Genomic DNA, 25,247 nt, shown 5'->3' with positions numbered 1-25,247 from the left:
TGGCAGGGTGGTGGCGTGAGGCGTGACGCGGTGGTCGTGGGTGGCGGGATCGCCGGTCTGGTCGCGGCGCGCGGCATCGCTGCCACCGGCCGCGACGTCCTGCTCCTCGAGGGCTCGCCCCAAGTCGGCGGCAAGCTCCGCAGTGCCGAGGTCGCCGGGCTCACCGTCGACGTCGGCGCGGAGGCCATGCTCGCCCGCCGTCCCGAGGGACTCGCCCTGGCCGAGGAGCTCGGCGCGGAGGTGGTCCACCCGACGGCGGCCACGTCGGCGGTGTGGTCGCGCGGGGCGCTGCGCGCGATGCCGCGCTCGCTGATGGGCGTCCCCCTCGACCTCGACCAGCTCGCCGCCAGCGGCGTGCTCAGCCCCGAGGGCCTGGCCCGCGCCGGCGCCGAGGCCGACACCGCTGTCGACGACGACGTCTCGGTCGGCGACCTGGTCGCGGCCCGGCTCGGCGACGAGCTCGTCGACCGCCTCGTCGAACCGCTGCTCGGCGGGGTGTACGCCGGCCATGCCCGCCGCATCTCCGCGGCCGCGGCCGTCCCGCAGTTGCTCGCGATGGCCCGCCGGGGCAGCCTCCTCGAGCAGGCCTCGGGGGTGCCGACCTCGGTCGCCCCGGTCTTCGCCGCCCTGCCCGGCGGGATGGGGCGCCTGCCCGCCCTGGTCGCCGACGACGGCGGCTTCGAGGTGCGCACGTCGGCCACCGTCCGCGCGCTGCGTCGTACGCCGACCGGCTGGGCACTGACCGTCGGCCCCACCACCGCAGCCGAGACGATCGAGGCCGACGCCGTCGTGCTGGCCACCCCCGCAGCTGCCACCGCCCGGCTGCTCGGCGAGGTGCTCCCGGACGCTGCCGCCGAGCTCGGCGCGGTCGAGGCCGCGAGCGTCGCCGTGGTCTCGCTCGCCTTCCGCGCGCAGGACGTCCCGGACGCGCTGTTCGACCGGTCGGGCTTCCTCGTGCCGCCCGTCGAGCGCCGCACCATCAAGGCCTCGACCTTCTCCTTCGCCAAGTGGGCGTGGGTGCGCGACCTCGAGCCCGACGTCGTGGTGCTCCGCACCTCGCTCGGGCGGCACCGCGAGGAGGCCACCCTCCAGGCCGGCGACGCAGGCCTGGTGCAGGTGTCGCTCGCCGACCTCGCCGCGCTGGCGGGCATCACCGCCCGGCCCGTCGACACCCACGTCCAGCGGTGGGGCGGCGCCCTGCCGCAGTACGCCGTCGGCCACCTCGAGCGGGTGGCCCGGGTCCGGGCCGCCATCGGCACCCAGCCGGGGCTCGCGGTCTGCGGGGCGTCGTACGACGGCGTCGGCATCCCCGCGGTGATCGGCTCGGCCCGCCGCGCTGTGGCCTCGCTCACGCAGGCAGAATGACGGCATGACCGAGTCGACTCCGACCTCTGCCGACACGCAGACCAACGCCGCTCGCACGCGGGAGCTCAACGACACCATCCGCTACACGATGTGGTCGGTCTTCCGGCTCCGCGACGTCCTGGGCGACGACGCCGACCGCGCCGCCGAGGCGACCGACGTCGAGGCGCTCCTCGAGGTGCTCGCCGAGGAGGACGTCGTGGTGCGCGGCATCTACGACGTGAGCGGGCTCCGCGCCGACGCGGACGTCATGGTCTGGTGGCACGCCCCGGACTCCCAGCAGCTCCAGGGCGCCTACAACGCCTTCCGCCGCACGGCCTTCGGTCGCCGCCTCGACCCGGTCTGGTCGCAGATGGCGCTGCACCGGCCGGCGGAGTTCAACAAGTCGCACATCCCGGCGTTCCTCGCCGACGAGGAGCCGCGCGCGCACGTCTGCGTCTACCCGTTCGTCCGGTCCTACGAGTGGTACCTCCTCGACGACGGCGAGCGCCGCCGGATGCTCGCCCAGCACGGCCAGCAGGCCCGCGGCTACGCCGACGTGCGTGCCAACACCGTCGCGTCCTTCGCCCTCGGCGACTACGAGTGGCTGCTGGCGTTCGAGGCAGACGAGCTGCACCGCATCGTCGACCTGATGCGCGACCTGCGCGCGTCCGACGCGCGTCGGCACGTGCGCGAGGAGGTGCCGTTCTACACCGGTGCCCGGGTCACCCCGCAGGAGCTGCTCGACCGCCTGCCCTGACCCTCGGCACGCCGGGCGGTGGACATGGCTGCTGGTGGCGCCTTCGCAATGTAGAGTAAGTTACTCAACATTGTTCTCAGGAGGACCCATGACCGCCACCTTCCCCACCTCCCAGGCTCCCACCGCCGTCCGCGCGCCCGGGCGGACGAGCCGTTCGACCGACCGCCTCGAAGCCGCGCGCACCGCGCTGGCCGAGCACCTCGGCACCCACGACCCTCTCGCGCACGTCGACCTGACGGTGCCGGAGCGCACCTGGGCCCGCGTCGGGACCGGCGTCGGCGCCGACATCTGGCTGATCACCTGGCCCGCCGGCTCGAGCACCGGCTGGCACGACCACGGCGCGGCCAGCGGCGCCTTCGTCGTCCTCACCGGGTCGCTGACGGAGTACGTCTGGACCGGCGTCGCCACCGCCGCGACCCTCGGTGCGTCCGCGGTGCGCGAGTTCGACGGCAGCCACATCCACGACGTCGTCAACCACGGCACCGAGACCGCCGTCTCGCTGCACGCCTACGCCCCGGGCCTCGCCGCGATGACGCGCTACGAGCTCGTCCGCGGGCGGCTCCAGGTCACCAGCGTCGAGCAGCGCGGGGAGTCCTGGTGAGCACCGTGAGCGACACGCGGTACGACGGCGTCGACGCGCTGCTCGCCGACGCCCGGAGCCGGCTGGAGCGGGTCGACGTCGAGGCGGCCTACCGGGAGGCGCTCGGCGGTGCGGTGCTCGTCGACATCCGTCCGGCGGCGCAGCGGGCGGCCGAGGGGGAGGTGCACCCGGCTGTGGGACCGCTGGTCGTCGAGCGCAACGTGCTCGAGTGGCGGTTCGACCCGCGCTCGGACGCCTGCCTCCCCGAGGCGTCGTACGACACCCGCATCCTGGTGCTGTGCCAGGAGGGGTACACCTCCAGCCTGGCCGCCGACGCGCTGCGCAGCCTCGGGCTCGACGCGACCGACGTCGTGGGCGGCTTCAAGGCGTGGCGCGAGGCGCACCTGCCGGTGGCGTGCCGGCCCGACTGACCGGCTCGACCAGTGAGCTGCCCGGGAACGGCCCGGCGCGCAGTAGCGTCGGAGCATCATGAGGATCCTCGCTGCTGCTGCCGTGCTGACCGTCCTGGGCTCCGCCACCGCCTGCTCCACCGAGGCCGACATGCGGGCCGTCGACCGTGCCGACGCGGGTGCGACCGCCGACACCCCGTCGGGCCAGGCGGGTGAGGCGCCGACGCCCGTGCCCGACGGGGAGGTACGCACGAGTGGCCTGGTGACGGTGCTCGACGCCGGCGACGGCCCGGAGATGTGCCTGGGCGCCGTCGCCGAGTCCTACCCGCCCCAGTGCGGCGGGCCCGCGCTCGCCGACTTCGACTGGGGTGACGTGGGGTCGGAGGAAGCCTCCGGCGTGCGCTGGGGCTCCTACGCATTGACCGGCACGTTCGACGGCTCGACCTTCACCGTCACCGACTCGATCCCCGCCGCCCTCTACGACACCATGGCCCAGCCGGAGGCCGGTGGGCTGGACCCGGCCTGCGACGACGCCGAGGCGACCGACCCGGACAAGGCGACCCCCGAGGACATGGACGCCACCCTGACGGCTGCCTCCGCGCTGCCGACCTACGCCAGTGCGTGGCTCAGCAACGGCACGATCAGCGTGGCGGTGACCGAGGACCCCGAGGGTGCCGAGGCCGAGCTCCGCAAGACGTGGGGCGGGCTGCTGTGCGTGACCACCGTCGAGAAGACCGACGCCGACCTGAACGCGATCAACCAGGAGCTCCAGGCCGCGCTCGGCGACCAGCTGCTCACCAGCGGCTCGACGTCGCCCGACTCGCTCGACGCGCAGGTCGTGTACGACGACGGCTCGGTCCAGGAGTGGGCCGACGCGACGTACGGCGACGGGCTGGTACGGGTCACCTCGGCCCTGGTCCCCGCCTCCTGACCTATCTGAGGACGTGCTGGACGTGAATCGGGCCGATTCACGTCCACCACGTCCTCAGATACCGCTCAGATGACGTGGCCCGCGCGCATCCGGCCGCCCGGGTCGACCTGGGCGCGCAGGCGCCGCAGCCGCTCCCAGTCGTCGTCGGCGTAGCACCGGCGGGCGCTGTCCGCGCGCTCGGCGAAGGTGGGCAGCTCCCGGCGCGCCGACCACGGGGCGAGCGCCTCGACCACGCGGGCGGCGTCGGCCTTCACCGCCGTGGCGGCCTCCGGAGTGGGGGCGATGCCCACGAGGAAGGCGGCGTAGCGCGCCTCGAGGGTGCCGATCGCGCCGCGCCCCGCTGCCGGCCGGGCGAGCGCGCCCCCCAGCTGCCGCAGCTCGGCGGCGAGGAGCGAGGTCGTCGTGCCGGGGCCCACCTCGGCGAGGTAGGCCTCGATCGCCTCCTCCGGCAGGTCGGCGAGCAGGGTGTGGTCGGCGGCTGACGGGGCGGCGCCCTCGGGGTCCATGTGGATGCGGGTGACCGCGGTGGTGGGGACGCGGGCGAAGGTGTCCATCTCCGGGCCGAGCGCCCGCAGCGGCGCGAGCACCCGCTCCGCCGTCGCGTCGTCCGCGAGGACCGCGCCGTCGACGACCACCAGCTGCCGTCCGCTGAGGAACGGCGGCAGCTCGGGCAGCGGCGGGAAGCTCAGCACGCGGAACGAGGTCGTGACCTCCTCCGGGGCGTCGGCCGCCCACGCGGCCCATGCCCGCAGCACCTGCGGCGCTGCCGTCCGGTCCCACAGCAGCATCCCGGCGTACGCGTCGGCGTGGGGGAGCAGCCGGATCTCGAGCGCCGTCACGATGCCGTAGTTGCCCCCGCCCCCGCGCAGCGCCCAGAACAGGTCGGCGTGGTGGTCGGCGTCGGCGCGCAGCAGCTCGCCGTTGGGCGTCACGACCTCGACCGCGACGACGGTGTCGGCGCCGAAGCCGTGCTTGCGGGAGTACCAGCCGATGCCGCCCCCGAGGCAGAAGCCGGCGACGGCGACGTCGGGTGAGCTGCCGTGCAGCGCGGTCAGGCCGTGCGCGGCCGCGGCCTCGACCACGTCCTGCCACAGGGTGCCACCCTCGACCCGGGCGGTGCCCGCCACGGGGTCGACGTCGACACCGGTGAGGCCGGACATCCGCACGAGGACGACGTCGTCGAGCGGATCGTCGGCGAGCAGCGCGGCGGCGTGGCCGGTGCTCATCGGGGCGACGCGGAGCCCGGCGTCGAGGGCCGCGTGCATCACGTCGGCGACGTCGGTGGCGTCACGCGGCACGGCGACGGCGGCCGGGCGGAGGTCGACGGCGACGTTCCACGGCGTGCGCGCGGCGTCGTACCCCGGGTCGCCGGGGAGGTGGACGGCTCCGCCGCACAGGCCGCGCAGGTGGTCGGCGAGTGCGCCGGTGTCGATGGTGGTCATCGGGTGTTCCTTCTCTCGGGTCCTTCTCGGGTGGTGCTGACCCGACGAGCGTGCGGCGGCGCCCGCACCCGGGGCGATCCCAACCGCGAGGGGACTTCCGCACCCAGTGATCTGGACCAGTGGGACTTCCCAGACTTGTGGGAGTGCGCCGCGGTCCGCGCTGCCCCACACTCGGTCCATGACCACCGCCCTGCTCGCCGAGCGCGTGCGCCGCGACGTGGACGTCCTGTCGCGGGCGGGCCTGGACCTCGAGACGTTCCTGCCGGAGGCGGTCGAGTCGGTGGGTCGCGCGGTCCCGTCGGTCGGCGCCTGCCTCGGGACGCACGACCCCGCCACGTTCCTGCTCACGAGCGCGCGCAAGTTCGGCGCGCTGGCCAGCACCAACACCCACGACCACGAGTTCGGGCTCATCGAGTACGGCACCGTGGAGCCCACCGCGTTCGGCGAGCTGGCGCGCGCAGCGGTGCCGGCGGCCGGGGTGCACGCCCTCACCGGCGGCGACGTCGAGAAGTCGGGCCGGATGAGCCGCTTCATGAAGCCGCACTTCGGCTTCGCCGACGAGCTGCGGCTGGTGTTCCGTGAGGCCGGTGCCGCCTGGGGCGCGGTCGCGCTCTTCCGCGGCGCGGACGACGCGCCGTTCGGCACTCCGGAGATCGAGTTCATGGCGTCGCTGACCGAGGTCTTCGCACGCGGCATCCGCACCGGCATGCTGTGCCGGCTGTCCGACTCCGAGGTGGTCCCGTCCGGCGGCGGGCCGGCCGTGCTCATCATCGGTGCCGACGACACCGTCCGGCAGATGAGCGTCGGGGCCGAGGCGCGGCTCGGCGAGCTGAGCTCGGGCGAGGCCGACGGCGACCCGGCCGGCATGGTCGCGGCCCTCGTCGGGGCCGCGCGGCGGCTGGCCCGCGGCGAGACGTCCGTGGTGCCGCGCTCACGCATCCGGACGGCCAGCGGCACCTGGCTGGTGCTGCACGCGGCGCCGCTCTCCGGCGCCGGCGACAGCGGTGTGGGCGACGTCGTCGTCACCATCGAGGAGGCACGCCCGCCGGAGATCGTCCCGCTGGTCGTGGCCGCCTTCGACCTCACCCCGCGCGAGCGCGACGTGACGCAGAGGGTGCTGCAGGGGCTCGACACCAAGGAGATCGCGGCGAGCCTGCACGTGTCGCCGTGGACCGTGCAGGACCACCTGAAGACGGTGTTCCTGAAGGCCGACGTGCGCAGCCGGCGTGAGCTGATCTCGCGGGTCTACTTCGAGCAGTACGTCCCGCGGATGGGGGAGACCCTGAGCCCGTCGGGCTGGTTCACCCCCGGCGTGCCGGCTACTTCTTCTCGTTGAGCGTGATGCTGATCGAGTTGATGCAGTAGCGGTCGCCGGTCGGCGTGCCGAAGCCGTCGGGGAAGACGTGCCCGAGGTGCGAGCCGCAGGTCGCGCACCGGACCTCGACGCGCTTCATGCCGTGGGAGTTGTCCTCGATGTACTCCACGGTGTCGGTCATCGGCTGGTAGAAGCTCGGCCAGCCGCAGCCGGAGTGGAACTTGGTGTCGCTGGTGAACAGCTCCGACCCGCACGCCTTGCACGAGTAGGTGCCCTCGGTCTCGGTGTCGGTGTACTCACCGGTGAACGCACGCTCCGTGCCGGCCTGGCGGAGGACGGCGTACTCCTCGGGGCTGAGCTGCTCGCGCCACTGCTCGTCGGTCTTCTGCACGTCGTAGGCCATGCCACCAGTTTACGGAGGCGCTCCAGCGCGGGCCGCGCTCAGGTCGGCTGCTCGCGCGAGTGCTCGGCGTCGATCAGCCTCACCTCGAGTCTTGCCAGCAGTGCCACGCACTGGCGTACGTCGTCGACGTCGTCCGCGAGCGGCACGGCCAGCTCGCGCGCCCAGGCGTCGCGCAGGGCCGCGAGGTTGTCCCTGGCGAGGGGCGTGGTGTGGACCGCGATGCCGCGGCCCGACGTCGACGACCGGTCGACCATCCCCTTCTCCTCGAGCGTCCGGAGGGCGGCGCTGACGTTGCTGCGCTGGAGCCGGCCGCGCTCGGCGATGTCGCTGGGCGACGCCCCGGGGAAGAGGTCGACCATGCGCATCACCGTGCGCTCCGTCTCGTTGAGCGGCACGCCGTCCGCCTCCGCGGGGGTCCGGGCGCGGACGAGCCGGCCCACGTTGAGCAGGAGGTCCGCCAGCTCGCCGAACGCGTCGTGGTCCGGAGGGTGAGAAGCCATGGACACACCCTAGTGATGTATGTTCACATAATGATGTGAACATAACCAAGATGGAGCGTCTCCGGCTGGTGCTGCTGCTCGGTGCGCTCAGCGCCTTCCCGGCCCTGACCATCGACCTCTACCTGCCGGGCATGCCCGAGATGGCGCGCGACCTGCACGCCGACCCCGGTCTGGTGCAGCTCAGCGTGACCGTGTTCGTCGTCGGACTCGCGGTCGGCCAGGTGGTGGTCGGCCCGCTCTCCGACGCGTACGGCCGTCGACCGCTGCTGCTGGGCGGCCTCGCGCTCTACGTCGCCGGGTCGCTCGCGTGCCTCGTCGCCCCGTCGGTCGGCTGGCTCGTCGCGGCCCGGGTCGTGCAGTCCCTGGGCGCAGCAGCGGCCACCGTTCTGGCCCGGGTGGTCGCGCGCGACCACGTCGAGGGCGTGGAGCTCACCCGCTTCGTGTCGGCCCTCATGCTGGTCAACGGCGTCGCCACCGTGCTCGGACCGATCGTGGGGGCACAGTTGCTCGGGGTCGCGCCGTGGCAAGCGGTCTTCGTGGTGCTCGCCGCAGTGGGGGCCGCGCTGCTCGGGGCGGTCGCCCGGGCGCTGCCGGAGTCGCTGCCGCTCGAACGACGCCGGCCGGCCGACCTCGGCGCGACGGTGGACGCCTTCCGCAGCCTCCTGCGCGACGCGGCGTACGTCCGGCACACGCTCGCGGCCGCGCTGATGTTCTCGGCCATGTTCGCCTACATCGCGGGCTCGTCCTTCGTGCTGCAGGACGCCTACGGCCTGTCCGCACAGCAGTACGGCCTGGTGTTCGCGGTCAACGCGGTCGGCATCGTGGTCCTGGGCCAGATCAGCTCGGTGCTGGTCGGCCGGGTCGCCGACGAGCGCGCCCTGCTGGGGGCAGGCCTGGTGCTGGGCGCGATGGCCGGCCTCGGGGTCCTGGCCGCGGTCGTGCTCCGGGCGCCCGCGGCGGTGCTGCTGGTGTGCCTCTTCGTCCTCGTCGCTGCACTGGGGCCGGTCCTGGCCAACGCCACCTCGCTCGCGCTCTCGCCGTACCCGCGCTCGGCCGGCACCGCGGCGTCGCTGCAGGGCGTGCTGCAGTACGTCGTCAGCGGGGGCGTCGCGACCGTCATGTCGCTGGCGAGCCACGACGTGCGCTCGGCGGCGGTGGCGATGGGTGTGGCCGTGGCCGCGAGCGCCGTGGCAGCCCTCGGCGTCTTCTGCGCGGGTGCTCTCCCGCTGCCGTCGCGCCGGTCGGGTGTCGTCGTACCCGGCTAGGGTCCATCCATGGCAGCTGCGAAGCCGGTGATGGTGCAGGCCGGCGACCGGGAGGTCCGCGTCTCGTCACCGGACCGCGTGATCTACGAGGCGACCGACACGACGGCCGAGGTCACCAAGCTGATGGTCGCGGAGTACTTCGCGAGCGTCGAGGACGGCCTGATGCGCGCGCTGCGCGACCGGCCGACGGCGCTCGAGCGCTGGACGTCGGGCGTGCGCCCGGGCATGAAGCTCGCGACCGGGCCGCAGGACCGCAACGCCGATGCGTTCTACCAGAAGCGGGTGCCCAAGGGCGCTCCCGACTACCTCGAGACCGCCACCATCACCTTCCCGTCGGGGCGCACGGCCGACGAGATCTGCCCGACCGAGATCGCGGTGCCGGTGTGGTGCGCCCACATGGGCACGCTGACCTTCCACCCCTGGCCCGTGCGTCGGACGGACGTGGACCACCCCGACGAGCTGCGCATCGACCTCGACCCGCAGCCCGGCACGACGTTCGCCGACGCGGTGCGGGTCGCGGGCGCGGCCCGTGAGCTGCTCGGGGACCTCGGCATGACCGGGTTCGCCAAGACCTCCGGCAACCGTGGGATCCACGTCTACGTGCGGATCGAGCCGTCGTGGGACTTCGCGGCCGTGCGGCACGCCGCCATCGCCTTCGGTCGCGAGCTGGAGAAGCGCGACGACGGCGTGACCACCGCGTGGTGGAAGGAGGAGCGCGGCGAGCGGATCTTCGTGGACTTCAACCAGAACACCCGCGACCGCACGATCGCCTCGGCCTACTCGCTGCGCCCGATCCCCGGCGCCCCGGTCTCCACCCCAGTGACGTGGGACGAGCTCGCCGGCCTCACCTCGCCGGCCGACCTCAACCTCTTCACCGTCCCCGAGCGGCTGGCCTCCGACGGCGACCCGTGGGCCGCCATCGACGACGTGCACCACTCGCTCCAGCCGCTGCTCGACCTCTGGGACGAGCACCCGGTGGAGCTCAACTTCCCGCCCGACCACCCGAAGATGCCCGGCGAGCCGCCCCGCGTCCAGCCCTCGAAGAAGGTCGAGTCCCACTGGGACGCCGACGGCAACCGGATCGCCGACTGAACGCCTCGCTGGTCGAGGAGGTCGCGAAGCGACCGTCACGAGACCACGCGACTGCCCGAGCGGTGAGTGACGCAGGTTTTCCCCCGCCAGAAGGTGTCTCACTCACCGCTCGCCCGCGTGTCGTACGTCGACGCCCCGGGAGCGGTGGCCCAGCCACATTCGAGCTGCCCGGAATGTGGCTCAGGCACCGCTCAGCCGAGCTCCCAGGGGGCCGGGATCGGGAAGTACTGCTCGAGGAAGTCGTGGAGCAGGCCGTCGGCGCGCTCCTCGTCGAAGGCGGCGAGGAGGTTGTCGGCGATGCAGAAGAAGTCCCGGTCGCGGCGGAGCATCTGCTTCAGCTGGACGGGCAGCTGCTGGTGGCCGAGGTCGACGTAGCCGTGGTGGGCGCCGGCGCGGAAGGCCTGCCCGGTGATCAGGCCGTAGGTCTGCGCGAACGACGACAACATCGACAGGTCGGTCTCGGAGCGGAACGGCGCGTGCGTGGTGCGCTCGACCTCGGCCGGGAAGCGGGCGGTGATCTCCTCCAGCGTCGTACGACGCTGCGGGTGGGGGCTGTGCATCATCGTGTGGGTCAGCGCGACCCCGAAGGCGTCGGTGAGCACGCGGCGGTTGTTCTGCGCGGCGGTCAGGTAGGGCCGGTCGTCGGTGCCGGGGAGGCCCACGGCGCGGTGGTCGGCGACGAAGGCGGCGTACTGCCCGCCGGGCCGGAAGAAGTGCTCGGGACGTCGCGGCCGGCCGAGGAAGACGTCGTCGTTGACGTAGACGAAGTGCTCGGCGAGGTCGGGCACCGCGTGCAGGCGGGTCTCGATCGCGTGCGAGCTGAAGGTCGGGAGTGCCGAGTCCGGGAGGATCTCGCGGTGGTCGACGACCCGGACGCGGTCGTGGGTGGTGTCGAGCCACGACGGGACCTGGCCCGCGGTGACCAGGTGGATCCGCCGCACCCACGGCGCGAAGAGGTGGATGCTTCGCATCGAGTAGCGCAGCTCGTCGCGGCTGCGGTAGCGGGAGGCACCGCCGGCGCGGTCGCTCGGGGTGCCGCCGAGCTCCCGGATCCGCTCGTCACGGGCGGACAGCCAGGCCTCGTCGTCGCCGTCGACCCAGGTGTAGACGACGTCGACGTCGAAACGGCAGTCGTCGATCGTCGGCAGCGCCATCACCTCGAGGGTCGGCACCTCGACACCCTCGACCGTGGTGGTCGAGCGGGGCGTGCCGGCGGGCACCCGGTCGCCGTAGCGGTTCGGCCCGGGCGCGTGCAGGTCGCCGTCGGGCGACTCCTCCCAGAACTGCACGGCGATCTCGACGCCCTCGCCGAGCACGCCGTGGTGCCCGCCGCGCATCGGCCACGGCTCGAGGAGGAGGGTCGCCGTGCGGGTGCGGGCGAGCTCCTCGGTCATCACGGCGACGGTGCCGCGCCGCTCGGGCCAGCCACGCTCGGCGGGGTCGCGCACCGACAGCCAGTCCGGCACCGACCCCGACGCCAGCGCCGAGAGGAACGCGCCCCGGCGTGACGACGGGACGACGACCACGGGGTGCGGGTCGAGCCCGCGGGCGGGCACCACGAACCAGCCGTCCCCGGTCGTGGCGGCCGCGGAGGTCAGCGCCCGCAGGGACGTCGTACGACACTCCGCCGGGGTGACGCCCGCGGCTCCCGTGGTCTCGGGCAGGTCGCCGAGCGGGCCGGGGCGGAGACCGTGGAGGACCCGGCGCGGGGCGAGCGGGTCGGCGCGGCGGGCGACGGCGGTGCGGAAGGTCCCGACCCACTGGCGAGCCAGCACCTCGCCGTCCCAGCGGTGGGAGCGCTCCAGCGCAGCCTCGCCGAGGCGGTTGCGCAGCTCGTCGTCGCCGGCGACCCGGAGCATCGCGGCGGCGAGCGCCGCCTTGGACGCCGGCGGCACCAGGAGGCCGTCGACGTCGTGGGTGATCATCTCGCGCGGGCCCGAGGGGCAGTCGTACGTCACCGGGGGCACGCCCGCCGACATCGCCTCCTGCAGCACGAGCGGGTAGCCCTCGCCGCGGGACGCGAGGACGGCCACGCTCGTGCGCGCCCACTCGGCGGCGAGGTCGTCGGTCGAGCCGGGCAGGTGGACGCGGTCCTCGAGGCCGAGCTTGCGCACCTGGGCGGCGAGGTTGTCGGCGCGGGGCCCGTCGCCCCAGATCGTGAGCGTCCAGCCGGGCAGCTGCTCGTGGATGCGCCAGAAGGCGTCGACGACGTGCTCGAACTGCTTCTCCGGCGCGAGCCGGCCGGCCGTCACGAACGTCCGCTGGTCGAGCGGCGAGCGCGGCTGGGGGTGGGAGGGGAGCGGGTTGGGGACGACCTGCAGCTCGGGCGCGGCGCCACCGAGTCGTCCGGCCAGCCACCGCGACATGGACTCGGTCAGCGAGACGACCACGTCGGCCCGCGGGGCGAACTGCAGCAGGGCGCCGAGGTCGTTGACCCGGCTCGAGGACGCGCGGTGCTCCTGGTGGACCAGCGCGACGTCGGCGGGCGCGAGCTGCGCGACCGCCGCCAGCAGCTCGGGGGTGGTGGTGACGAGGACGTCGGCCTCGATGCGGCCGAGCGCCTCGCGCATCGTGGCGTCCGTGAGGGCGTTGTAGAGGGCGTCCCAGCTGCGCGGCACGATCGTCGACTCGCGCTCGGCGAGCTCGGCCGGGTGCTGGCCGGACACCGCGACGGGACGCTCGGGGCGTACGTCGACGAGGTAGGTTACCTCGAGCCCGTCGGCCAGCGGGTAGTGGGTCGCGTCGCCGCTGCGCGTGACGCTGAGGATGCGGACGCGGTGGCCCTCGCCGAGGCCGAGGAGCGCGTTGGCCTGCTCGATCCCGGAACGCGCGGTGCCGCCCATGCCGTCGGCGTTGAAGAGGACGTAGACGACGTCCAGCGGGCCGTCGCCGCGCACCCGGCGCATCGCGGAGCGCACCTTCCCACCGAGCCTGTCGGTCAGTGCCACGTGGTCCTCAGTCCTGTCCGGGAGCGGGTCGCCACGATCCTAGGGGGCGCGACACCGGCCGATAGGGTGACCCGCATGCCGACGTCCTCCACCCCGCTCGTCCTGGTCTCCGGCTCCGGCCGCAGCGGAACGAGCTCCCTCGCCGGCACTCTGAAGCGGCTCGGGCTGCACGTGCCGCAGCCCGAGGTGGAGGCATCGGAGACCAACCCGCGCGGGTTCTACGAGCCGCAGTGGGTCATCGACTTCCACAAGCGCCACCTCAAGGAGCTCGCGCTCTTCAACATCGACAGCCGGCCGGCCGCCGTCGAGATCGTCGCCCGCCACGTCGACACGGGCGTGCCGACCGGCGAGCTCCACGAGTGGCTGTCGGACCAGCTCGCCCGGCACGACCAGCCGGGCGACCAGATCGTGGTCAAGGACCCGCACGCGTTCTGGTTCGCGCAGGTGTGGGAGGTCGTCAGCGCCGAGCTGGGCGCCGACCTCCGCTGGCTGACGGCGCTGCGCCACCCCGCCGAGGTCGTCGGCTCCCGCGACATCGCCTACCTCTCCAGCCAGTCCGAGGAGCTGCGGCTCACCAAGGAGACGTCCAACGTCGCCGGCTGGGTCCACGCCGCCCTCCTCACCGAGCAGGCCGGCCGCGGCTCGAAGCGCTCGTTCGTCAGGTACGTCGACCTGCTGGCCGACTGGCGCGCAGCGCTGGCGCCCGTGCAGGAGCAGCTCGAGCTCGACTTCGACGCCGACCTCACCGCCCCTGCGGAGCAGCGGGAGCACCACCCGGTCGACGACTTCATCGAGCCCTCGATGCGAAAGTCGCAGCTGACCTGGGACGACGTCCGGACGCCCGCCTGGCTGCGTGACATGGCCGAGGAGGTCTGGCAGCTGCTCGGCGTGCTCACCACGACCCCGCACGACCCCGACACCCTGGCGCGCCTCGACGCGGTCCACGAGGACTACCGCTCGCGCTACGCGGACGCCGTCGCGCTGACGTTCGACCACACCAAGGCCGAGTCGACGCTCGCCGGTCGCCAGGCCCGCGAGGCGCAGCGCGCGACCGTGCAGCAGCTGCGCCGCGACCTCGAGCAGGCGCGTCGTGCGCCTCAGCCCACCGTCGGCGGGCGCGAGGCGGCCGCCATCCTCCGCCGCGCCGTCGTACGCCGCGTCACCCGCCGCTGACGCGAGTACGCCGCGTCAGACGCCGGTGACGCCCTCGCCGGAGCCGGAGGCCTGCTCGTCGAAGTTCTCGTGCTCGATGAGGTGGAGGACCGGCACGCCGAGCTTGCGGCGGGCGCGGGAGGTCCAGTCGACGTGGAAGAACTCGGCGACCACGTGGGGGCGGGTCAGGATGATCGCCTCGCGCGCGTCGACCGAGCCGACGAGCGCCGCGAGCGCGTCGACCGGCGGTTCGGAGGTGACCTTGCCGGTCGCCTTCCCGCCCGCGTCGTGGATCGCGATGAGCGTCTTCTTCAGGTCGGAGGAGGAGTTCTCCTCGCACTCGCGGCGCAGCGCCTCGATGTCGACGTCGTTCATCGCCAGGGCGGGCGCGGCCATCAGGTCGCCGGCGCCGAGCGTGCCGAGCGACGCCTCGATGCGGGCCGCTGCGTCCTCGAGGGGCAGGAGGACGTGGTAGACGACGGGGTCCTCGATCTCGACGTGGAGCGAGCGCACCTGCTTCGCGTCGGCGGGCGTGAGGGCCTGCTCGACGAGGAGCACCACGTCGTAGGTGCCCTTCCCGTCGTGGATCGAGTCGTCGGGGATGTCGGTGTGGTCGGTCATGACTCGCCTCCGGGTTCGGTACTGAGAATTCTAGTGAGGTCGTAGCCCGCGGGCTCGTCGAGCTGGGCGTAGCCGCAGCTCTCCGGGTCACGGTCGGTGCGCCACCTCTTGAAGTGGGCGGTGTGCCGGAACCGCCGGCCCTCCATGTGGTCGTACTTCACCTCCAGCACGCGCTCGGGGCGCAGGGCGGTGAACCCGAGGTCCTTGCCCGCGGACCACCGGCTCTGGGTTCCGGGGACGCGGTCGGGGTTGGCGGTCAGGAACTCGTTCCACCGGCCCCACGGGTGGTCGGCGATGTCGCAGACCAGCGGCTGCAGCTCCTGCCAGAGCTCGGCACGGCGCTTGGCGGTGAAGCTGGCCGAGACGCCGATGTGCTGCAGCTCCCCGTCGTCGTCGTACAGCCCGAGCAGCAGGGAGCCGATCAACGGCTCCTCGGGAGAGGACGTCTTGTGCTCGCGGTAGCCGGCGAGGACGACGTCGGCGGTGCGCTCGTGCTTGATCTTGAGCATGGTGCGCTTGTTGGGCTCGTAGGACGACCCGAGGGGCTTGGCGACGACGCCGTCGAGCCCCGCGCCCTCGAACTCCTCGAACCACCGCTCGGCCTCGGCGGGGTCCTCGGTGGTGCGGGTGAGGAAGCACGGGCCGCTGCCGTCGAGGTGGCCGAGCGCCTCGACGAGGGCCGCGCGGCGCTCGGACAGCGGGCGGTCCATGAACGACTCGTCGCCGAGCGCGAGCAGGTCGAAGGCGACGAAGCCGGCCGGCGTCTCGACGGCGAGCTTGTCGACCCGGCTCGCCGCGGGGTGGATGCGCTCCTGGAGGGTCTCGAACTCCAGACGCCACCCGTCCGGACCCTGCAGGCCGACGAAGATCTCGCCGTCGAGCACGATGCGCTCGGGCAGCTGGCGGCGCACGGCCGCGACCACCTCGGGGAAGTAGCGGGTGAGCGGCTTGGTGTTGCGGCTGGCCAGCTCGACCTCGTCGCCGTCCTTGAAGACCAGGCAGCGGAAGCCGTCCCACTTGGGCTCGAAGCTCAGGCCGCCGTGCTTCGCCGGGTCGGGCACGCCGCTGACGCTCTTGGCCAGCATCGGCTGCACGGGAGGCATCACGGGGAGGTCCACACGACGAGCCTAGTGGGGGAGTGTCTTCCTAGACTGCCCGTATGACACGTGCCGCCGCTGCCTCGTTCGCCGGCCGCACGAAGTGGGGCGAGGTGCTCGGCAACCTCGTGCTCGCCGCGCTCGGCGCGGCCCTGCTGCTCGTCGCCGCCCCCGAGGTCTCCGGGGGCGAGCCCGTCGGGCTCTGGCTGCTCGTGCTCTACACGGCGTACGCCGTCGCGGCGACGCTCGTGCTCGCCGCGGTGGTCGTCGGCACCTCCCGGCTGCCGACGCTCCACGAGACCACGCTCGAGGGCCGCCCGGCCGTCGGGGTGCGCTCGTGGGCGGCCCCCTGGTGGCACGCCAACGCGCTCGACCTGGGGCTCGCCGTGACCGGCGTGGCGCTCGCCGCGGCAGGCCTCGCCGCGGGCGGGGACTGGGCCGTCGTGGGCCTCCTCCCGGGACTGGTCGGTCTCTGGTTCGCGGTCCGCGTGGCGCTCGTGGTGCTCGGCCGGTGCCGCCCGCCGGCGCTGTGGCTCACCGCCGACGAGGTCGTCGTGGACTCGCCGTCCGGACGTGCCCGCGCGGCCCGTACGTCGGTGCGTGAGGTCCGCAGCCGCGGCGGCCGGGTCGTCGTCGAGCTGGACGGGGTGGCGACCCACGACGCGTGCCCGCGCCCGTGGCGCCGCGCCGCGCTCTCGTCGACCACCCTCGTGCTGGACGCCACGGACGTCGGGCACCGGGCCACGGACCTCGCCGACTGGTTGCGGGCCGAGGTCGGCGCGTAGGGGAGGATTGGGGCGGCTCGTGCGGGGAATGCTGCATCCGTGCCACGACCGACCGACCGCCACCGCAAGGAGTGACTGCCCCCGTGACCAGCGACACGACGACCCCTGAGGGCCGGCGCGAGGAGCACCGACCGGAGCTGCCCCCGGTGGTCTACGTCCCCACCACCGACGAGCCCGACGTCGCCTCGCGACGCGTGCTGCTCCACCGGGTCGCCGACGGGCGCACGGCGCTCTACACCTACTCGGCCATCGACCGGCTGCACCGCTGGTACCTGCCGGACGTGCCCTGGCTGCTGTGTGACGTCGCTGCCCTGCAGCGCATCCACGACCAGAGCCCCTACGACCTCCTGTTCCTCGACGTCGACCCGGGCCTGCGCGACGACCCGGCCGGCGCGGACGAGGGCTCTGGCAGCGGCCCTGACGTCGACGCCGACGAGGCCCGCGCGGTGCGGGGATGAGCGGCCACATCGACGTCGACCTCGCCACCCTCGACTCCATCGCGAGCGACCTCGACGGTGCCGCTGACGGCCTGGAGGGGCTGGCCGGCAGCGTCCCGCGGGGCGTGGACGCCGGGCCGATGACCGCCGTCGTGGCCAGCCTGCTCAGCCAGGTGGTCACGAGCTCCGGCAACGTCGCCAACGCCCTGACCGGCACGGCCGCGGGCGTCAGGCTCGCGCGCGGCTACTACCAGCGCGCGGACGCCGACGCGTCCGCCGACATGAACCGGATCCGCCAGGTGATGGAGCAGTGAGCGTCGATACCGAGATCACCGGCTCCCCGGGCGGGATCGAGGGCGCCGCGACGTGGCTCCGCGGCAGCCTCGAGCCCAAGCTCACCGCCGCGGGAGACGCCGCCAACGGCGCACGCCGGGACGCCGAGACCGGGTGGAGCTCGGTCGCCGGCGAGGAGTTCGCCGACACCGCCCGCCGCATCCGCGACAGCTCCGACGACCTCGCCGGCGCGGCGAAGAAGATGGCGGGCGACCTCGACGACTTCGCCGGCAAGCTGCGCCGTTCGCAGGACCAGATGGGCGACGTGCGGTCCACCGCCCGCGGTGCCGGGCTCACCGTCAGCGGCTTCACCGTGCAGCACCCCGGTGACGGGCCGGCGCGACCGCCGGACATGTTGGAGGGGACACCTGAGGAGGTCGAGGCGCACAACCAGCGGGTGACGGCCTACAACGCCCACCAGGAGCTGCTCCAGGCCTACTACGACGCGGAGACCGAGGCCGCCCGCATCGACCGCTACTACGCCGCTGCCTGCCGCGAGCTGCAGGAGGAGTACCTGCCGGGCACCCACGCGTCGTGGATCGTCACGCTCAGCGACATCGTCGGCGACAGCGCGGCCGCCGTCATCGGCGCCACGATCGCCCTGCGACAGTCCCGCCTGCTGCAGTCGGCCGGGGACCTCGTCGACGAGGCGTCGCGCGCCATCGACGACCTGCAGGCCCACCCGGAGCGCTACATGAAGCGCAAGTGGTTCTTCTTCCAGACCCTCGACGAGGCTCGCCTCGAGGCCGATCGGCTCGCCATCCAGGGCAAGCTCGACGAGGCGCAGGACCTGCTGCGACAGTCGCAGGAGCTCGCCGACTCCCGCGCGCTGCGCTACCTGGGCCGTGCCGGCAAGATCCTCGGCCCGCTCGGCATCGGCCTGGGGGTCTACAACGACTGGCAGGAGGGCGAGACGACCACGCAGATCGCGGTGTCGCAGGGCGTCTCCGCCGGTCTCGGAGCGGCCGCCGGGTACGGCGCGGGCCTCGCCGCGAGCGTCGGCACGGCCGCCCTCATCGGCGCGACCGCGGGCTCCGTGGTGCCCGGCGTGGGCACCGCCGTCGGGGCCGTGGTCGGCACGGTGGTCGGCGCCGGCATCGCGATCTTCGCCGACGGCGCCATCGACTCGCTCTTCGAGAACGGCCCCGACGTCGGCGCGGCGTGGGACGAGGGCGTCGACGCGCTCGCCGACACGGGCGAGGCGATCGCCGACGGGGTCTCGAGCGTCGGCGAGACGATCGGCGGGTGGTTCAGCTGAGCGCGCGACCGAGGATCGGCAGGGTGTCCGCGGCCCTCGGGGTCGGCGCCGGCCTCCTGGCCGTGGCGCTCGGCGTCGGGCTGGTGATGGACGCCGACTCCGGGTTCGGGCGCGCCTGGGCCTCGGTGTTCGTCGTCTTCGGCCTGGTGTCGCTGCTGGGTGTCGTGGTGGGCAGGCGCCCGCCGGAGCGTGGCGCTCCCTGGGCGCGGCCGTTGGCGCTGGCCATGCTGCTGCTGCTCGCCGGCTGGGCTGCGGTCACCGCCGTGGTGGGCGTCCTCGAGGAGAGCTGGCTGTGGGGTGTGCTGCTGGGCGTGCCGGCGGCGTACCTCCTCTGGGTCGCCGCCCGCGTGTGGCGCAGCGACCCCGCGGACGCCGCTACTCGTCGCCGGTGAGGGAGAACGAGCGCAGCCGGTCGCCGGCGAACCACGCCCCCACGACCGTCACGACGAGGCTCGCGATGACCGCGTAGCCCAGGTTGGCCGGGTCCGGCAGGGCGCTGGAGATCTCGTGGCCGATGCGCAGGCCCCACTGGCCGATGCTCAGCCACGCGATGCCGCTGAAGAGGTTGCCGAGCAGGCTCTCCCAGATCAGCACGAACATCAAGGACGCGATGACGGCGTGCCGGGTGACGGCGGAGATCGCGAGGAAGAGCGCAGAGTAGGCCGTCCCTGCGACGGCGGCGCCCACGAGCAGCGCGGCCGCCCGGCTGCCGTCGCCGGTGATGAGGGCGGCGACGTAGATCGGCAGCGCCCCCGCGGCCAGGGTGGCGCCGAGCGCCACCAGCCACTTGCTGATGGCCACCCCGTAGCGGTTCACCGGCTTCGAGAGCAGGTAGACGATCGAGCCGTCGTCGACCTCCGGGCCGAGCACCGAGGAAGCCGCGAGGATCGCGACGAGCGGGAGCACGAGCGGGTAGCCGAGGTTGGGCAGGACCTCGTAGGCCGCCTCACCGTCGACCAGCGCGGTGACGAGCGCGACCAGCCCGATGAGCAGCACCGGGAAGGCGAGCAGCAGGAAGAAGCGGCGTCGGCCCAGCAGCGCCTGGAGGGCGAGCTTGGCAATGGTCGTGTTGATCATCGGGCCACCAGGTAGGCGAAGACGCTCTCCAGCGACTCGTCGCTGGGGGAGAGCTCGAACAGGGTCACGTCGTGCTGCCGGGCCAGGCCGGGGAGGTCCACCGCGAAGCTGCCGAGGTCGCCGACCTGGACGTCGAGGTGGTCGGCGCGGAGGCTGACGGCCCGCACCGACTCCTGCGCCATCAGGACGGAGGCGAGGGTGCGGTTGTCGCTCGACTGGACGGCGTACTGCACCGGCCGGTCGGTCATCAGCCGGCGGATCGCGCCGAAGTCGCCGGACGCGGCGTGCCGGCCGGAGACGACGACCTCGATGTGCCGGGCGAGGCGCTCGACCTCCTCGAGGATGTGGGAGCTGAAGAGCACCGTGCGGCCCTCGTCGCCGAGGCGCCGCAGGAGGTCCATGAGGTGCATCCGCTGGCGCGGGTCGACGCCGTTGAAGGGCTCGTCGAGCAGCAGGACCGCCGGGTCGTGCACCAGCGCCGCCGCGATCTTGATGCGCTGCCGCATGCCCTTGGAGTAGGTGTCGAGGCGCCGGCCCGCGGGCTCGACCATGTCGACCACCCCGAGGATCCGCTCGGTGGCGGCGGCCGCGTCGGGCAGCCGGTGCAGGTCGGCGTTGGCGCGGACGAACTGGCGACCGGTGAGGTAGCCGAAGCTCAGCTCGCGCTCGGGGACCAGGCCGATCTGGCGGTAGGTCTCGGTGTTGCGCCAGACGGGCTTGCCGTCGAGCGTCACGTGGCCGGCGGACGGGGCGAGGAAGCCCGACATCATCGCCATCAGCGTGGTCTTGCCTGCGCCGTTGGGGCCGAGCAGGCCGGTCACGCCGGGGCCGATGGACAGCGAGACGTCGTTGACCGCGACCACGTTGCCGAACCAGCGCGACGTGGAGTCGAGGACGAGGGTGCTCATCGCGACCCCACCTTCCGGAAGCGGGCGACCAGGCCCAGCAGGCAGGCGCCCACGAGCAGCAGCGCCACGATGGCGTACGCCGGCACCCAGGCGCCGTCGACGGGCACCGGGGTGTCGACCCCGGCGTCCCAGGCGTTGGCCAGCCCGTTGACCAGCGACCACGGCGACAGCAGCCCGACGCCGACCGAGACCGACTCGCTGTCGCCCTCGTAGTAGGCGATGTTCTGCATCACGGTGACGATGCCGGTGAGGACGATGAGCGCCATCACCGAGCCGACGACCGCGAAGCCCCGGCGCAACGACACCGACGAGATCAGTCCGCTGACGCCGGCGACCATCATCGCGAGCAGCGCCTGCAGCGCGATCGCCTTGAGGGCCCCGGTGGTCTGGTCGCTCTTGTCGAGGCCGGAGAGCATCGCGCCCGCGAAGAGCACCACGGTCGGGATCGCGGTGAACAGGAAGATCGCGACGGTCAGCGACAGCCACCGGACGAGCGCGAAGACCGGCGCTGCCAGCGGGCGGGCGAGGTAGAGCACGATCGAGCGGTGGCGCAGGTCGCGCGAGAACAGCACCGGCGCCTGCGAGGCCGCGAAGAGGCTGACGAGCAGCTGGGTCTGGTTGGTGTAGTCGGCGTAGGAGACCGGGAGCTCGTCGAGGCCGGTGAGCACCACGACCCCGACGACGATCGTGGCGGGCAGCAGCGACATCGCCAGCAGCAGGAACGGCATCACCTTGGACTTGCCCGACCGCCCCAGGCCGTAGGCGTGGCGCAGCCCGGTGGTGAAGAGGGTGCGGGCGATCGCCGGGGTGCCCTCGCGGATGCCGTCGAAGTGGCGGTAGCCGAGGTCGTGGATGATGCCGGGTCGACCGGCGCCGGGGGACAGCTCAGACACGGGTGCCTCCTTGGAGGAAGACGTCCTCGAGGTGGTGCCGGTCGGGCTGGAGGCGCATCAGTCCCAGCCCGAGGTCGGCGGCGACGTCGCGGATCAGGTCCTGGACCGCGCCGGCCTCGGCGAGCTCCGGCGGTGGCGGGTCGATCGCGACCATCGCCCCGCGGGGGCGGCAGGTGAGCCCGCGCTGGGCGAGCGCCTCGCCGAGCCGGTCGCGCTCGGCCTCGGTGCCGACCACCTCGACCAGCAGGCTGCCGGTCTGCTGGAGGAAGTCGCCGGTCGCGCTGCTGCGCAGCAGGTGCCCGCCGTCGAGGACGATGACGTGGTCACTGACCTGCTCGAGCTCGCCGAGCAGGTGGGAGGTGACCAGGACGGCGATGCCGAAGTCGCTGCCGATGCGCTGCACCAGCCGCAGCATGTCGGTGCGGGCCGCCGGGTCGAGGCCGTTGGTCGGCTCGTCGAGGAAGACGAGCCGCGGGTCGTGGGCGAGGGCCTGGGCGAGCTTGGCGCGCTGCTTCATGCCGGTGGAGTAGCCGCCCATCGGCCGGTAGCGCTCCTCGTCGAGGCCGACGTGGCGCAGCACGTCGGCCGCGCGCTCGCGGGCCGCGGACGCCCCCAGGCCCGACATCCGTGCCATGTGGACCACGAAGTCGCTGGCGCTGACGTCGGGCGGCAGGCAGTCGTGCTCGGGCATGTAGCCGACGAGCCGACGGATCTCCTGGCTCTCGTGCTCGATGTCGTGGCCGAGCACGCGTGCGTGGCCGCCCGTGGGCTCGAGCAGGCCGAGCAGGATCTTGATGAGCGTCGACTTGCCGGCGCCGTTGGCGCCGACCAGCCCCGTCACGCCCTCGCCGACGTCGACCGTGAGGTCGGTCAGCGCGTGGACCGTCCCGTAGTGCTTGGTGAGGCCGGCGGTCGAGATGACCGGCGGCTGCCCCATGAGTTCCCCCGTCACGACCGCCACGCTAGCGGGGCCGGCCACCCCCCGGCATCAGGGATGGCCCGGATCCGTGTGGAGGTGTCGTGAAGATCGGCACGGTCTGTCGGGTCCTGGCAGCCCCGCCCGAGGTGGGCCCTAGGCCTGGCCGCCTGTCCCCGGTTGGTCTGCCGGGTCTTGGCAGCCCCGCCCGAGGTGGGCCCTAGGCTTGGCCGCCTATCCCCGGTTGGTCTGCCGGCAGGGCCCGCCTGACTTTGAATCAGGACTAGCGACGTAGGTTCGACTCCTACCCGGGGAGCTACATCTCGAACACCAGACGGGCGGGCACCTCGCCGGCGAGCACCTCGTCGAAGCAGGCGTTGACGTCCTCGAGTCGACGGCTCTCGGTCACGACGCGGGTCAGGCCGCGGGCGTGGAGGTCGAAGCACTCGGCGAGGTCGTTGCGGGTGCCGACGAGCGAGCCGATCACCGAGATGCCCTTGAGCACCGTCTCGAAGACCGGGAGCTCGAGCCGGTTGTCGGCCGGGAGGCCGACGAGCACGAGGCGTCCGTTGGGGTTCAGGGCGGCGTGCGCGGCACGCATCGCGGCGGGCGACGGCACCGTCACGAGCGCCACGTCGACGCCGCCGAGGGCCTCGAGCTCGGCCTCCTGGTCGCCGCGGGCGTCGACCACGTGGTCGGCCCCCAGCTCCTTGGCCAGCTGCAGCTTCTCGTCGTGCACGTCGACCGCGACCGTGCGCGAGCCGAAGACGCGGGCGTACTGCAGGCCCAGGTGCCCGAGTCCGCCGATGCCGACGACCATCGCGGTCTCGCCCGGTTGCGGTGCGGCGACCTTGAGCCCCTTGTACGTCGTCACGCCGGCGCAGGTCAGCGGCGAGGCGTCGCGGGAGGTCACCGCGTCGGGCACGGGCACGACGTGGCTCGCCCAGGCGACGGCGTACTCGGCGTAGCCGCCGTCCATCGTGTAGCCCATGTAGGCCGGGCTGGTGCAGTAGGTCTCCCACCCCGCGACGCAGTAGCGGCAGTGACCGCAGGCGTGCCCGAGCCAGGGGAGGGCGACGCGCTGCCCGGTCGTGACGGGAAGGTCTCCCTCACCGACGGCCTCGATCGTCCCCACGCCCTCGTGGCCGGGGATGAGCAGGTCCTTGGGCTTCACCGGCCACTCGCCGCGTGCGGCGTGGATGTCGGTGTGGCACAACCCGCAGGTCTCGATCCTCACCAGCACCTGGCCGGGCCCGGGCTCGGGGACCGGGACGTCGCGGACCTCCAGCGGAGCGCCGAGCGCGGGGACTACTGCTGCCTTCATCATTCTCTCCTCGATGCGTTGCGGACAGGTACGGCGATGAGCAGGGCGCCGGCGAGCAGGGTCAGGCCGGCGAGGACGAGGAGCACCGCGATCACGGCGTTGATCACCGGGAGCTCGGCGCCGGTGGAGACGTCGGCCGCGACGCCGCGGGTACCGTCCGCGCGCATCAGCACGACCGTCCAGTCACCGCCCTCGAGGTCCCAGGTGAGGGTGGCCTCGGTCCCCGTGGCTCGGGCGACCCAGAACGCCTGGTCGGCAGGCGCGGTCGCGGGCGCACCTCCGTCGGTGGTCCGCAGGACGGCGTGGCCGGCGCGGAGCTCGCTCAGGGTGTCGCGGGACACGTCGCCGAGGTAGCCGTCGACGTCCGCGGTCCGGGCGACACCGACGAAGAGCGGGCCGCCGCCGTCGGCCGTGGCGCGGATCCGGACCTCGCCGAGCCACATCGACGGCACCCAGGAGGGGGCTCCCTCCGTGTCGATCTTCGCGTCCTCCGACGTGATGGCGAACGTGGCGCTGTCGAGCGCCGTGGAGGGGGTCATCAGGAACCCGTCGTCACGCCCGGTGGCGCCGACGACGGCCAGGGTGGCGCCGGCGCCGGCGAAGCCGAGGCCGGTGAGCACGAGCAGGGACCCGATCACGGCAGTGACGACGCGACCTGCGGTCCAGCCGCCGCGGCCGCCGGGCGGCGGCGTGCCGGGCGGAGGGAGGGGGGCAGGGCTGGTCCCGGTCGGCTGGGTCGGCTGGGTGGGCTGGGCAGGTGGCGGGAGGACGGCGGCGTGCGGCTCGTGGCCGCCCGTGTCGAGGCGGAACGGCGGGTACTGGTCGGTCATCAGCGACACGTAGCCGGCGACCCGCAGCACCCACCTGTTCAGTCCCAGGACGAGGTCGAAGACCTGCTGCGGGTAGCGGCCGGTGAAGAGCAGCACGATCGCAGCGACCAGGACCAGCACGCCGATCAGGCCGATGCTCATCCAGGACTGGTCGTCCGCGCTGCCCACGCCGTACGCCGCTCCGCCCACGAACAGCCCGACGATGAGGTAGTGGGGGATGGCCAGCAGCCACCACTTCACGAGCACCAGCCCGCGCGAGAGCTGACCGGGGTGGTCGACCGAGAGGTGGGCGGGGTAGCCGGGCACCTCGGCGAGCGTGAACGGCGGGTAGCGGTCGGTGCCGAGCGCGCCGAAGGCGTAGTAGGAGACGCGCCAGCTCCAGCGCATGACGCCGACGTTGAAGTCGAAGATCGCGCGGGGGTAGCGGCCGGTGAAGAGGATCGCGAAGAACGCCACCACGCTCAGCACCGCGAAGCCCACCCACAGGAAGGCGAGCACCACGTAGTGGGGGAGGGCGAGCAGCCACTTCACCAGCCACAACCCGCGACTGAGGTCGGGGTCGAGGTCGGCGTCGACGTGCACGGGGTAGGTCGGCGGCGCGGTCGAGGTCGTCATGTCGAGTCCTTCCT

At 73.4% G+C, this 25,247-nt stretch carries 26 protein-coding genes and 1 tRNA gene; 15 read left to right on the top strand and 12 right to left on the bottom strand.

The features are described from left to right. The first annotated feature begins 15 nt into the window (after positions 1-15). The 5 genes from hemG (at position 16) to AC3A3L_RS12765 (ending at position 4,022) form a co-directional block, all read left to right on the top strand. Positions 16-1,365 (top strand): protoporphyrinogen oxidase, encoded by a 1,350-nt coding sequence (hemG, locus tag AC3A3L_RS12785; protein ID WP_487640410.1) that lies wholly within the window; start codon positions 16-18, stop codon positions 1,363-1,365. A gap of 4 nt (positions 1,366-1,369) precedes the next feature. Then, positions 1,370-2,101, top strand: coding sequence for a hydrogen peroxide-dependent heme synthase (gene hemQ / locus AC3A3L_RS12780; protein ID WP_487640409.1), 732 nt, complete (start codon positions 1,370-1,372; stop codon positions 2,099-2,101). 88 nt (positions 2,102-2,189) lie between these two features. Continuing rightward, a complete protein-coding gene (locus AC3A3L_RS12775; RefSeq protein WP_487640408.1) occupies positions 2,190-2,702 on the top strand; it encodes a cysteine dioxygenase in 513 nt (170 codons plus the stop codon). Next, on the top strand, positions 2,699-3,112 hold the full coding sequence (locus AC3A3L_RS12770; RefSeq protein ID WP_487640407.1) for a rhodanese-like domain-containing protein: 414 nt from the start codon (positions 2,699-2,701) through the stop codon (positions 3,110-3,112). The genes AC3A3L_RS12775 and AC3A3L_RS12770 overlap by 4 nt, the downstream gene beginning before the upstream one ends. Before the next feature lie 58 nt (positions 3,113-3,170). After that, positions 3,171-4,022: a hypothetical protein gene (locus AC3A3L_RS12765; protein ID WP_487640406.1), complete on the top strand. Its 852-nt coding sequence runs from the start codon at positions 3,171-3,173 to the stop codon at positions 4,020-4,022. Positions 4,023-4,087: 65 nt separating this feature from the next. On the opposite strand, the gene AC3A3L_RS12760 is transcribed toward AC3A3L_RS12765, so the two are convergent. Next, a complete protein-coding gene (locus tag AC3A3L_RS12760; RefSeq protein ID WP_487640405.1) occupies positions 4,088-5,464 on the bottom strand; it encodes an FAD-binding oxidoreductase in 1,377 nt (458 codons plus the stop codon). A gap of 178 nt (positions 5,465-5,642) precedes the next feature. On the opposite strand from AC3A3L_RS12760, the gene AC3A3L_RS12755 reads away from it, so the two are divergent. Next, positions 5,643-6,800 (top strand): helix-turn-helix transcriptional regulator, encoded by a 1,158-nt coding sequence (locus tag AC3A3L_RS12755; protein WP_487640404.1) that lies wholly within the window; start codon positions 5,643-5,645, stop codon positions 6,798-6,800. Here AC3A3L_RS12755 and msrB read toward each other — a convergent pair. Next, entirely contained in the window at positions 6,784-7,182 is a 399-nt protein-coding gene (gene msrB, locus AC3A3L_RS12750; protein WP_487640403.1) for a peptide-methionine (R)-S-oxide reductase MsrB, read from the bottom strand. The genes AC3A3L_RS12755 and msrB overlap by 17 nt on opposite strands. A gap of 38 nt (positions 7,183-7,220) precedes the next feature. After that, positions 7,221-7,682 (bottom strand): MarR family winged helix-turn-helix transcriptional regulator, encoded by a 462-nt coding sequence (locus AC3A3L_RS12745; protein WP_487640402.1) that lies wholly within the window; start codon positions 7,680-7,682, stop codon positions 7,221-7,223. A 50-nt stretch (positions 7,683-7,732) separates the two neighbouring features. Here AC3A3L_RS12745 and AC3A3L_RS12740 point away from each other — a divergent pair, with 50 nt between their 5' ends. Then, on the top strand, positions 7,733-8,947 hold the full coding sequence (locus tag AC3A3L_RS12740) for a multidrug effflux MFS transporter (RefSeq protein WP_487640401.1): 1,215 nt from the start codon (positions 7,733-7,735) through the stop codon (positions 8,945-8,947). Positions 8,948-8,956: 9 nt separating this feature from the next. Next, entirely contained in the window at positions 8,957-10,039 is a 1,083-nt protein-coding gene (locus tag AC3A3L_RS12735; protein ID WP_487640400.1) for a DNA polymerase domain-containing protein, read from the top strand. Between the two features lie 191 nt (positions 10,040-10,230). Here the strand turns inward: AC3A3L_RS12735 and AC3A3L_RS12730 are convergent, their stop codons facing one another. Further along, positions 10,231-12,987, bottom strand: coding sequence for a stealth conserved region 3 domain-containing protein (locus AC3A3L_RS12730; protein ID WP_487640399.1), 2,757 nt, complete (start codon positions 12,985-12,987; stop codon positions 10,231-10,233). Between the two features lie 75 nt (positions 12,988-13,062). On the opposite strand from AC3A3L_RS12730, the gene AC3A3L_RS12725 reads away from it, so the two are divergent. After that, a complete protein-coding gene (locus AC3A3L_RS12725; RefSeq protein WP_487640398.1) occupies positions 13,063-14,160 on the top strand; it encodes a sulfotransferase in 1,098 nt (365 codons plus the stop codon). Positions 14,161-14,175: 15 nt separating this feature from the next. On the opposite strand, the gene AC3A3L_RS12720 is transcribed toward AC3A3L_RS12725, so the two are convergent. Then, the gene (locus AC3A3L_RS12720) at positions 14,176-14,760 is read right to left on the bottom strand and encodes a hypothetical protein (RefSeq protein ID WP_487640397.1); all 585 of its coding nucleotides are present in this window, start codon (positions 14,758-14,760) and stop codon (positions 14,176-14,178) included. Then, positions 14,757-15,878 (bottom strand): ATP-dependent DNA ligase, encoded by a 1,122-nt coding sequence (locus tag AC3A3L_RS12715; RefSeq protein ID WP_487640396.1) that lies wholly within the window; start codon positions 15,876-15,878, stop codon positions 14,757-14,759. The genes AC3A3L_RS12720 and AC3A3L_RS12715 overlap by 4 nt, the downstream gene beginning before the upstream one ends. A 41-nt stretch (positions 15,879-15,919) precedes the next feature. On the opposite strand from AC3A3L_RS12715, the gene AC3A3L_RS12710 reads away from it, so the two are divergent. From AC3A3L_RS12710 to AC3A3L_RS12690, 5 genes are all read left to right on the top strand, one after another. Continuing rightward, complete coding sequence (locus AC3A3L_RS12710) at positions 15,920-16,642, top strand: hypothetical protein (protein ID WP_487640395.1); 723 nt, start codon at positions 15,920-15,922, stop codon at positions 16,640-16,642. A gap of 83 nt (positions 16,643-16,725) precedes the next feature. Then, complete coding sequence (locus AC3A3L_RS12705) at positions 16,726-17,100, top strand: SAV_915 family protein (protein WP_487640394.1); 375 nt, start codon at positions 16,726-16,728, stop codon at positions 17,098-17,100. Beyond that, a complete protein-coding gene (locus AC3A3L_RS12700) occupies positions 17,097-17,393 on the top strand; it encodes a hypothetical protein (RefSeq protein ID WP_487640393.1) in 297 nt (98 codons plus the stop codon). The genes AC3A3L_RS12705 and AC3A3L_RS12700 overlap by 4 nt, the downstream gene beginning before the upstream one ends. Next, the gene (locus AC3A3L_RS12695) at positions 17,390-18,670 is read left to right on the top strand and encodes a hypothetical protein (RefSeq protein WP_487640392.1); all 1,281 of its coding nucleotides are present in this window, start codon (positions 17,390-17,392) and stop codon (positions 18,668-18,670) included. The genes AC3A3L_RS12700 and AC3A3L_RS12695 overlap by 4 nt, the downstream gene beginning before the upstream one ends. 23 nt (positions 18,671-18,693) lie before the next feature. Then, positions 18,694-19,062 (top strand): hypothetical protein, encoded by a 369-nt coding sequence (locus AC3A3L_RS12690; protein WP_487640391.1) that lies wholly within the window; start codon positions 18,694-18,696, stop codon positions 19,060-19,062. Here the strand turns inward: AC3A3L_RS12690 and AC3A3L_RS12685 are convergent. The 4 genes from AC3A3L_RS12685 to AC3A3L_RS12670 are packed head-to-tail and all read right to left on the bottom strand — an operon-like array spanning position 19,046 to position 22,500. Continuing rightward, on the bottom strand, positions 19,046-19,747 hold the full coding sequence (locus AC3A3L_RS12685; protein ID WP_487640390.1) for an ABC transporter permease subunit: 702 nt from the start codon (positions 19,745-19,747) through the stop codon (positions 19,046-19,048). The genes AC3A3L_RS12690 and AC3A3L_RS12685 overlap by 17 nt on opposite strands. After that, positions 19,744-20,655, bottom strand: a complete 912-nt coding sequence (locus AC3A3L_RS12680) for an ABC transporter ATP-binding protein (RefSeq protein ID WP_487640389.1) — start codon at positions 20,653-20,655, stop codon at positions 19,744-19,746. Before AC3A3L_RS12680 ends, AC3A3L_RS12685 begins: the two co-directional genes overlap by 4 nt. After that, positions 20,652-21,548 carry an ABC transporter permease gene (locus AC3A3L_RS12675; RefSeq protein ID WP_487640388.1) on the bottom strand — a complete coding sequence of 299 codons (897 nt, stop codon included), beginning with the start codon at positions 21,546-21,548 and terminating at the stop codon, positions 20,652-20,654. The genes AC3A3L_RS12680 and AC3A3L_RS12675 overlap by 4 nt, the downstream gene beginning before the upstream one ends. Further along, positions 21,541-22,500, bottom strand: a complete 960-nt coding sequence (locus tag AC3A3L_RS12670; protein WP_487640387.1) for an ABC transporter ATP-binding protein — start codon at positions 22,498-22,500, stop codon at positions 21,541-21,543. Before AC3A3L_RS12670 ends, AC3A3L_RS12675 begins: the two co-directional genes overlap by 8 nt. 201 nt (positions 22,501-22,701) lie before the next feature. On the opposite strand from AC3A3L_RS12670, the gene AC3A3L_RS12665 reads away from it, so the two are divergent. Then, positions 22,702-22,780: transfer RNA gene (locus AC3A3L_RS12665), tRNA-Gln, on the top strand. Here AC3A3L_RS12665 and AC3A3L_RS12660 read toward each other — a convergent pair. Both AC3A3L_RS12660 and AC3A3L_RS12655 read right to left on the bottom strand, forming a co-directional pair. Next, on the bottom strand, positions 22,781-23,788 hold the full coding sequence (locus AC3A3L_RS12660; protein WP_487640386.1) for a zinc-dependent alcohol dehydrogenase: 1,008 nt from the start codon (positions 23,786-23,788) through the stop codon (positions 22,781-22,783). Continuing rightward, on the bottom strand, positions 23,788-25,233 hold the full coding sequence (locus AC3A3L_RS12655; RefSeq protein WP_487640385.1) for a DUF4389 domain-containing protein: 1,446 nt from the start codon (positions 25,231-25,233) through the stop codon (positions 23,788-23,790). Before AC3A3L_RS12655 ends, AC3A3L_RS12660 begins: the two co-directional genes overlap by 1 nt. Between the last annotated feature and the right edge of the window lie 14 nt (positions 25,234-25,247).

The organism is Nocardioides sp. Soil_C_8 (assembly GCF_057656315.1).
This window is presented reverse-complemented; position numbering and strand designations above follow the sequence as displayed.

Excerpts from the sequence above, each read along its gene's own strand:
- AC3A3L_RS12760 (WP_487640405.1), bottom strand. The coding sequence starts at position 5,464 with ATGACCACCATCGACACCGGCGCACTCGCCGACCACCTGCGCGGCCTG.
- AC3A3L_RS12685 (WP_487640390.1), bottom strand. The coding sequence starts at position 19,747 with ATGATCAACACGACCATTGCCAAGCTCGCCCTCCAGGCGCTGCTGGGC.
- msrB (WP_487640403.1), bottom strand. The coding sequence starts at position 7,182 with ATGGCCTACGACGTGCAGAAGACCGACGAGCAGTGGCGCGAGCAGCTC.
- AC3A3L_RS12655 (WP_487640385.1), bottom strand. The coding sequence starts at position 25,233 with ATGACGACCTCGACCGCGCCGCCGACCTACCCCGTGCACGTCGACGCC.
- AC3A3L_RS12775 (WP_487640408.1), top strand. The coding sequence starts at position 2,190 with ATGACCGCCACCTTCCCCACCTCCCAGGCTCCCACCGCCGTCCGCGCG.
- AC3A3L_RS12680 (WP_487640389.1), bottom strand. The coding sequence starts at position 20,655 with ATGAGCACCCTCGTCCTCGACTCCACGTCGCGCTGGTTCGGCAACGTG.
- AC3A3L_RS12700 (WP_487640393.1), top strand. The coding sequence starts at position 17,097 with ATGAGCGGCCACATCGACGTCGACCTCGCCACCCTCGACTCCATCGCG.
- AC3A3L_RS12735 (WP_487640400.1), top strand. The coding sequence starts at position 8,957 with ATGGCAGCTGCGAAGCCGGTGATGGTGCAGGCCGGCGACCGGGAGGTC.
- AC3A3L_RS12725 (WP_487640398.1), top strand. The coding sequence starts at position 13,063 with ATGCCGACGTCCTCCACCCCGCTCGTCCTGGTCTCCGGCTCCGGCCGC.
- AC3A3L_RS12660 (WP_487640386.1), bottom strand. The coding sequence starts at position 23,788 with ATGAAGGCAGCAGTAGTCCCCGCGCTCGGCGCTCCGCTGGAGGTCCGC.
- AC3A3L_RS12755 (WP_487640404.1), top strand. The coding sequence starts at position 5,643 with ATGACCACCGCCCTGCTCGCCGAGCGCGTGCGCCGCGACGTGGACGTC.
- AC3A3L_RS12745 (WP_487640402.1), bottom strand. The coding sequence starts at position 7,682 with ATGGCTTCTCACCCTCCGGACCACGACGCGTTCGGCGAGCTGGCGGAC.
- AC3A3L_RS12710 (WP_487640395.1), top strand. The coding sequence starts at position 15,920 with ATGACACGTGCCGCCGCTGCCTCGTTCGCCGGCCGCACGAAGTGGGGC.
- AC3A3L_RS12765 (WP_487640406.1), top strand. The coding sequence starts at position 3,171 with ATGAGGATCCTCGCTGCTGCTGCCGTGCTGACCGTCCTGGGCTCCGCC.
- AC3A3L_RS12720 (WP_487640397.1), bottom strand. The coding sequence starts at position 14,760 with ATGACCGACCACACCGACATCCCCGACGACTCGATCCACGACGGGAAG.
- AC3A3L_RS12740 (WP_487640401.1), top strand. The coding sequence starts at position 7,733 with ATGGAGCGTCTCCGGCTGGTGCTGCTGCTCGGTGCGCTCAGCGCCTTC.
- hemQ (WP_487640409.1), top strand. The coding sequence starts at position 1,370 with ATGACCGAGTCGACTCCGACCTCTGCCGACACGCAGACCAACGCCGCT.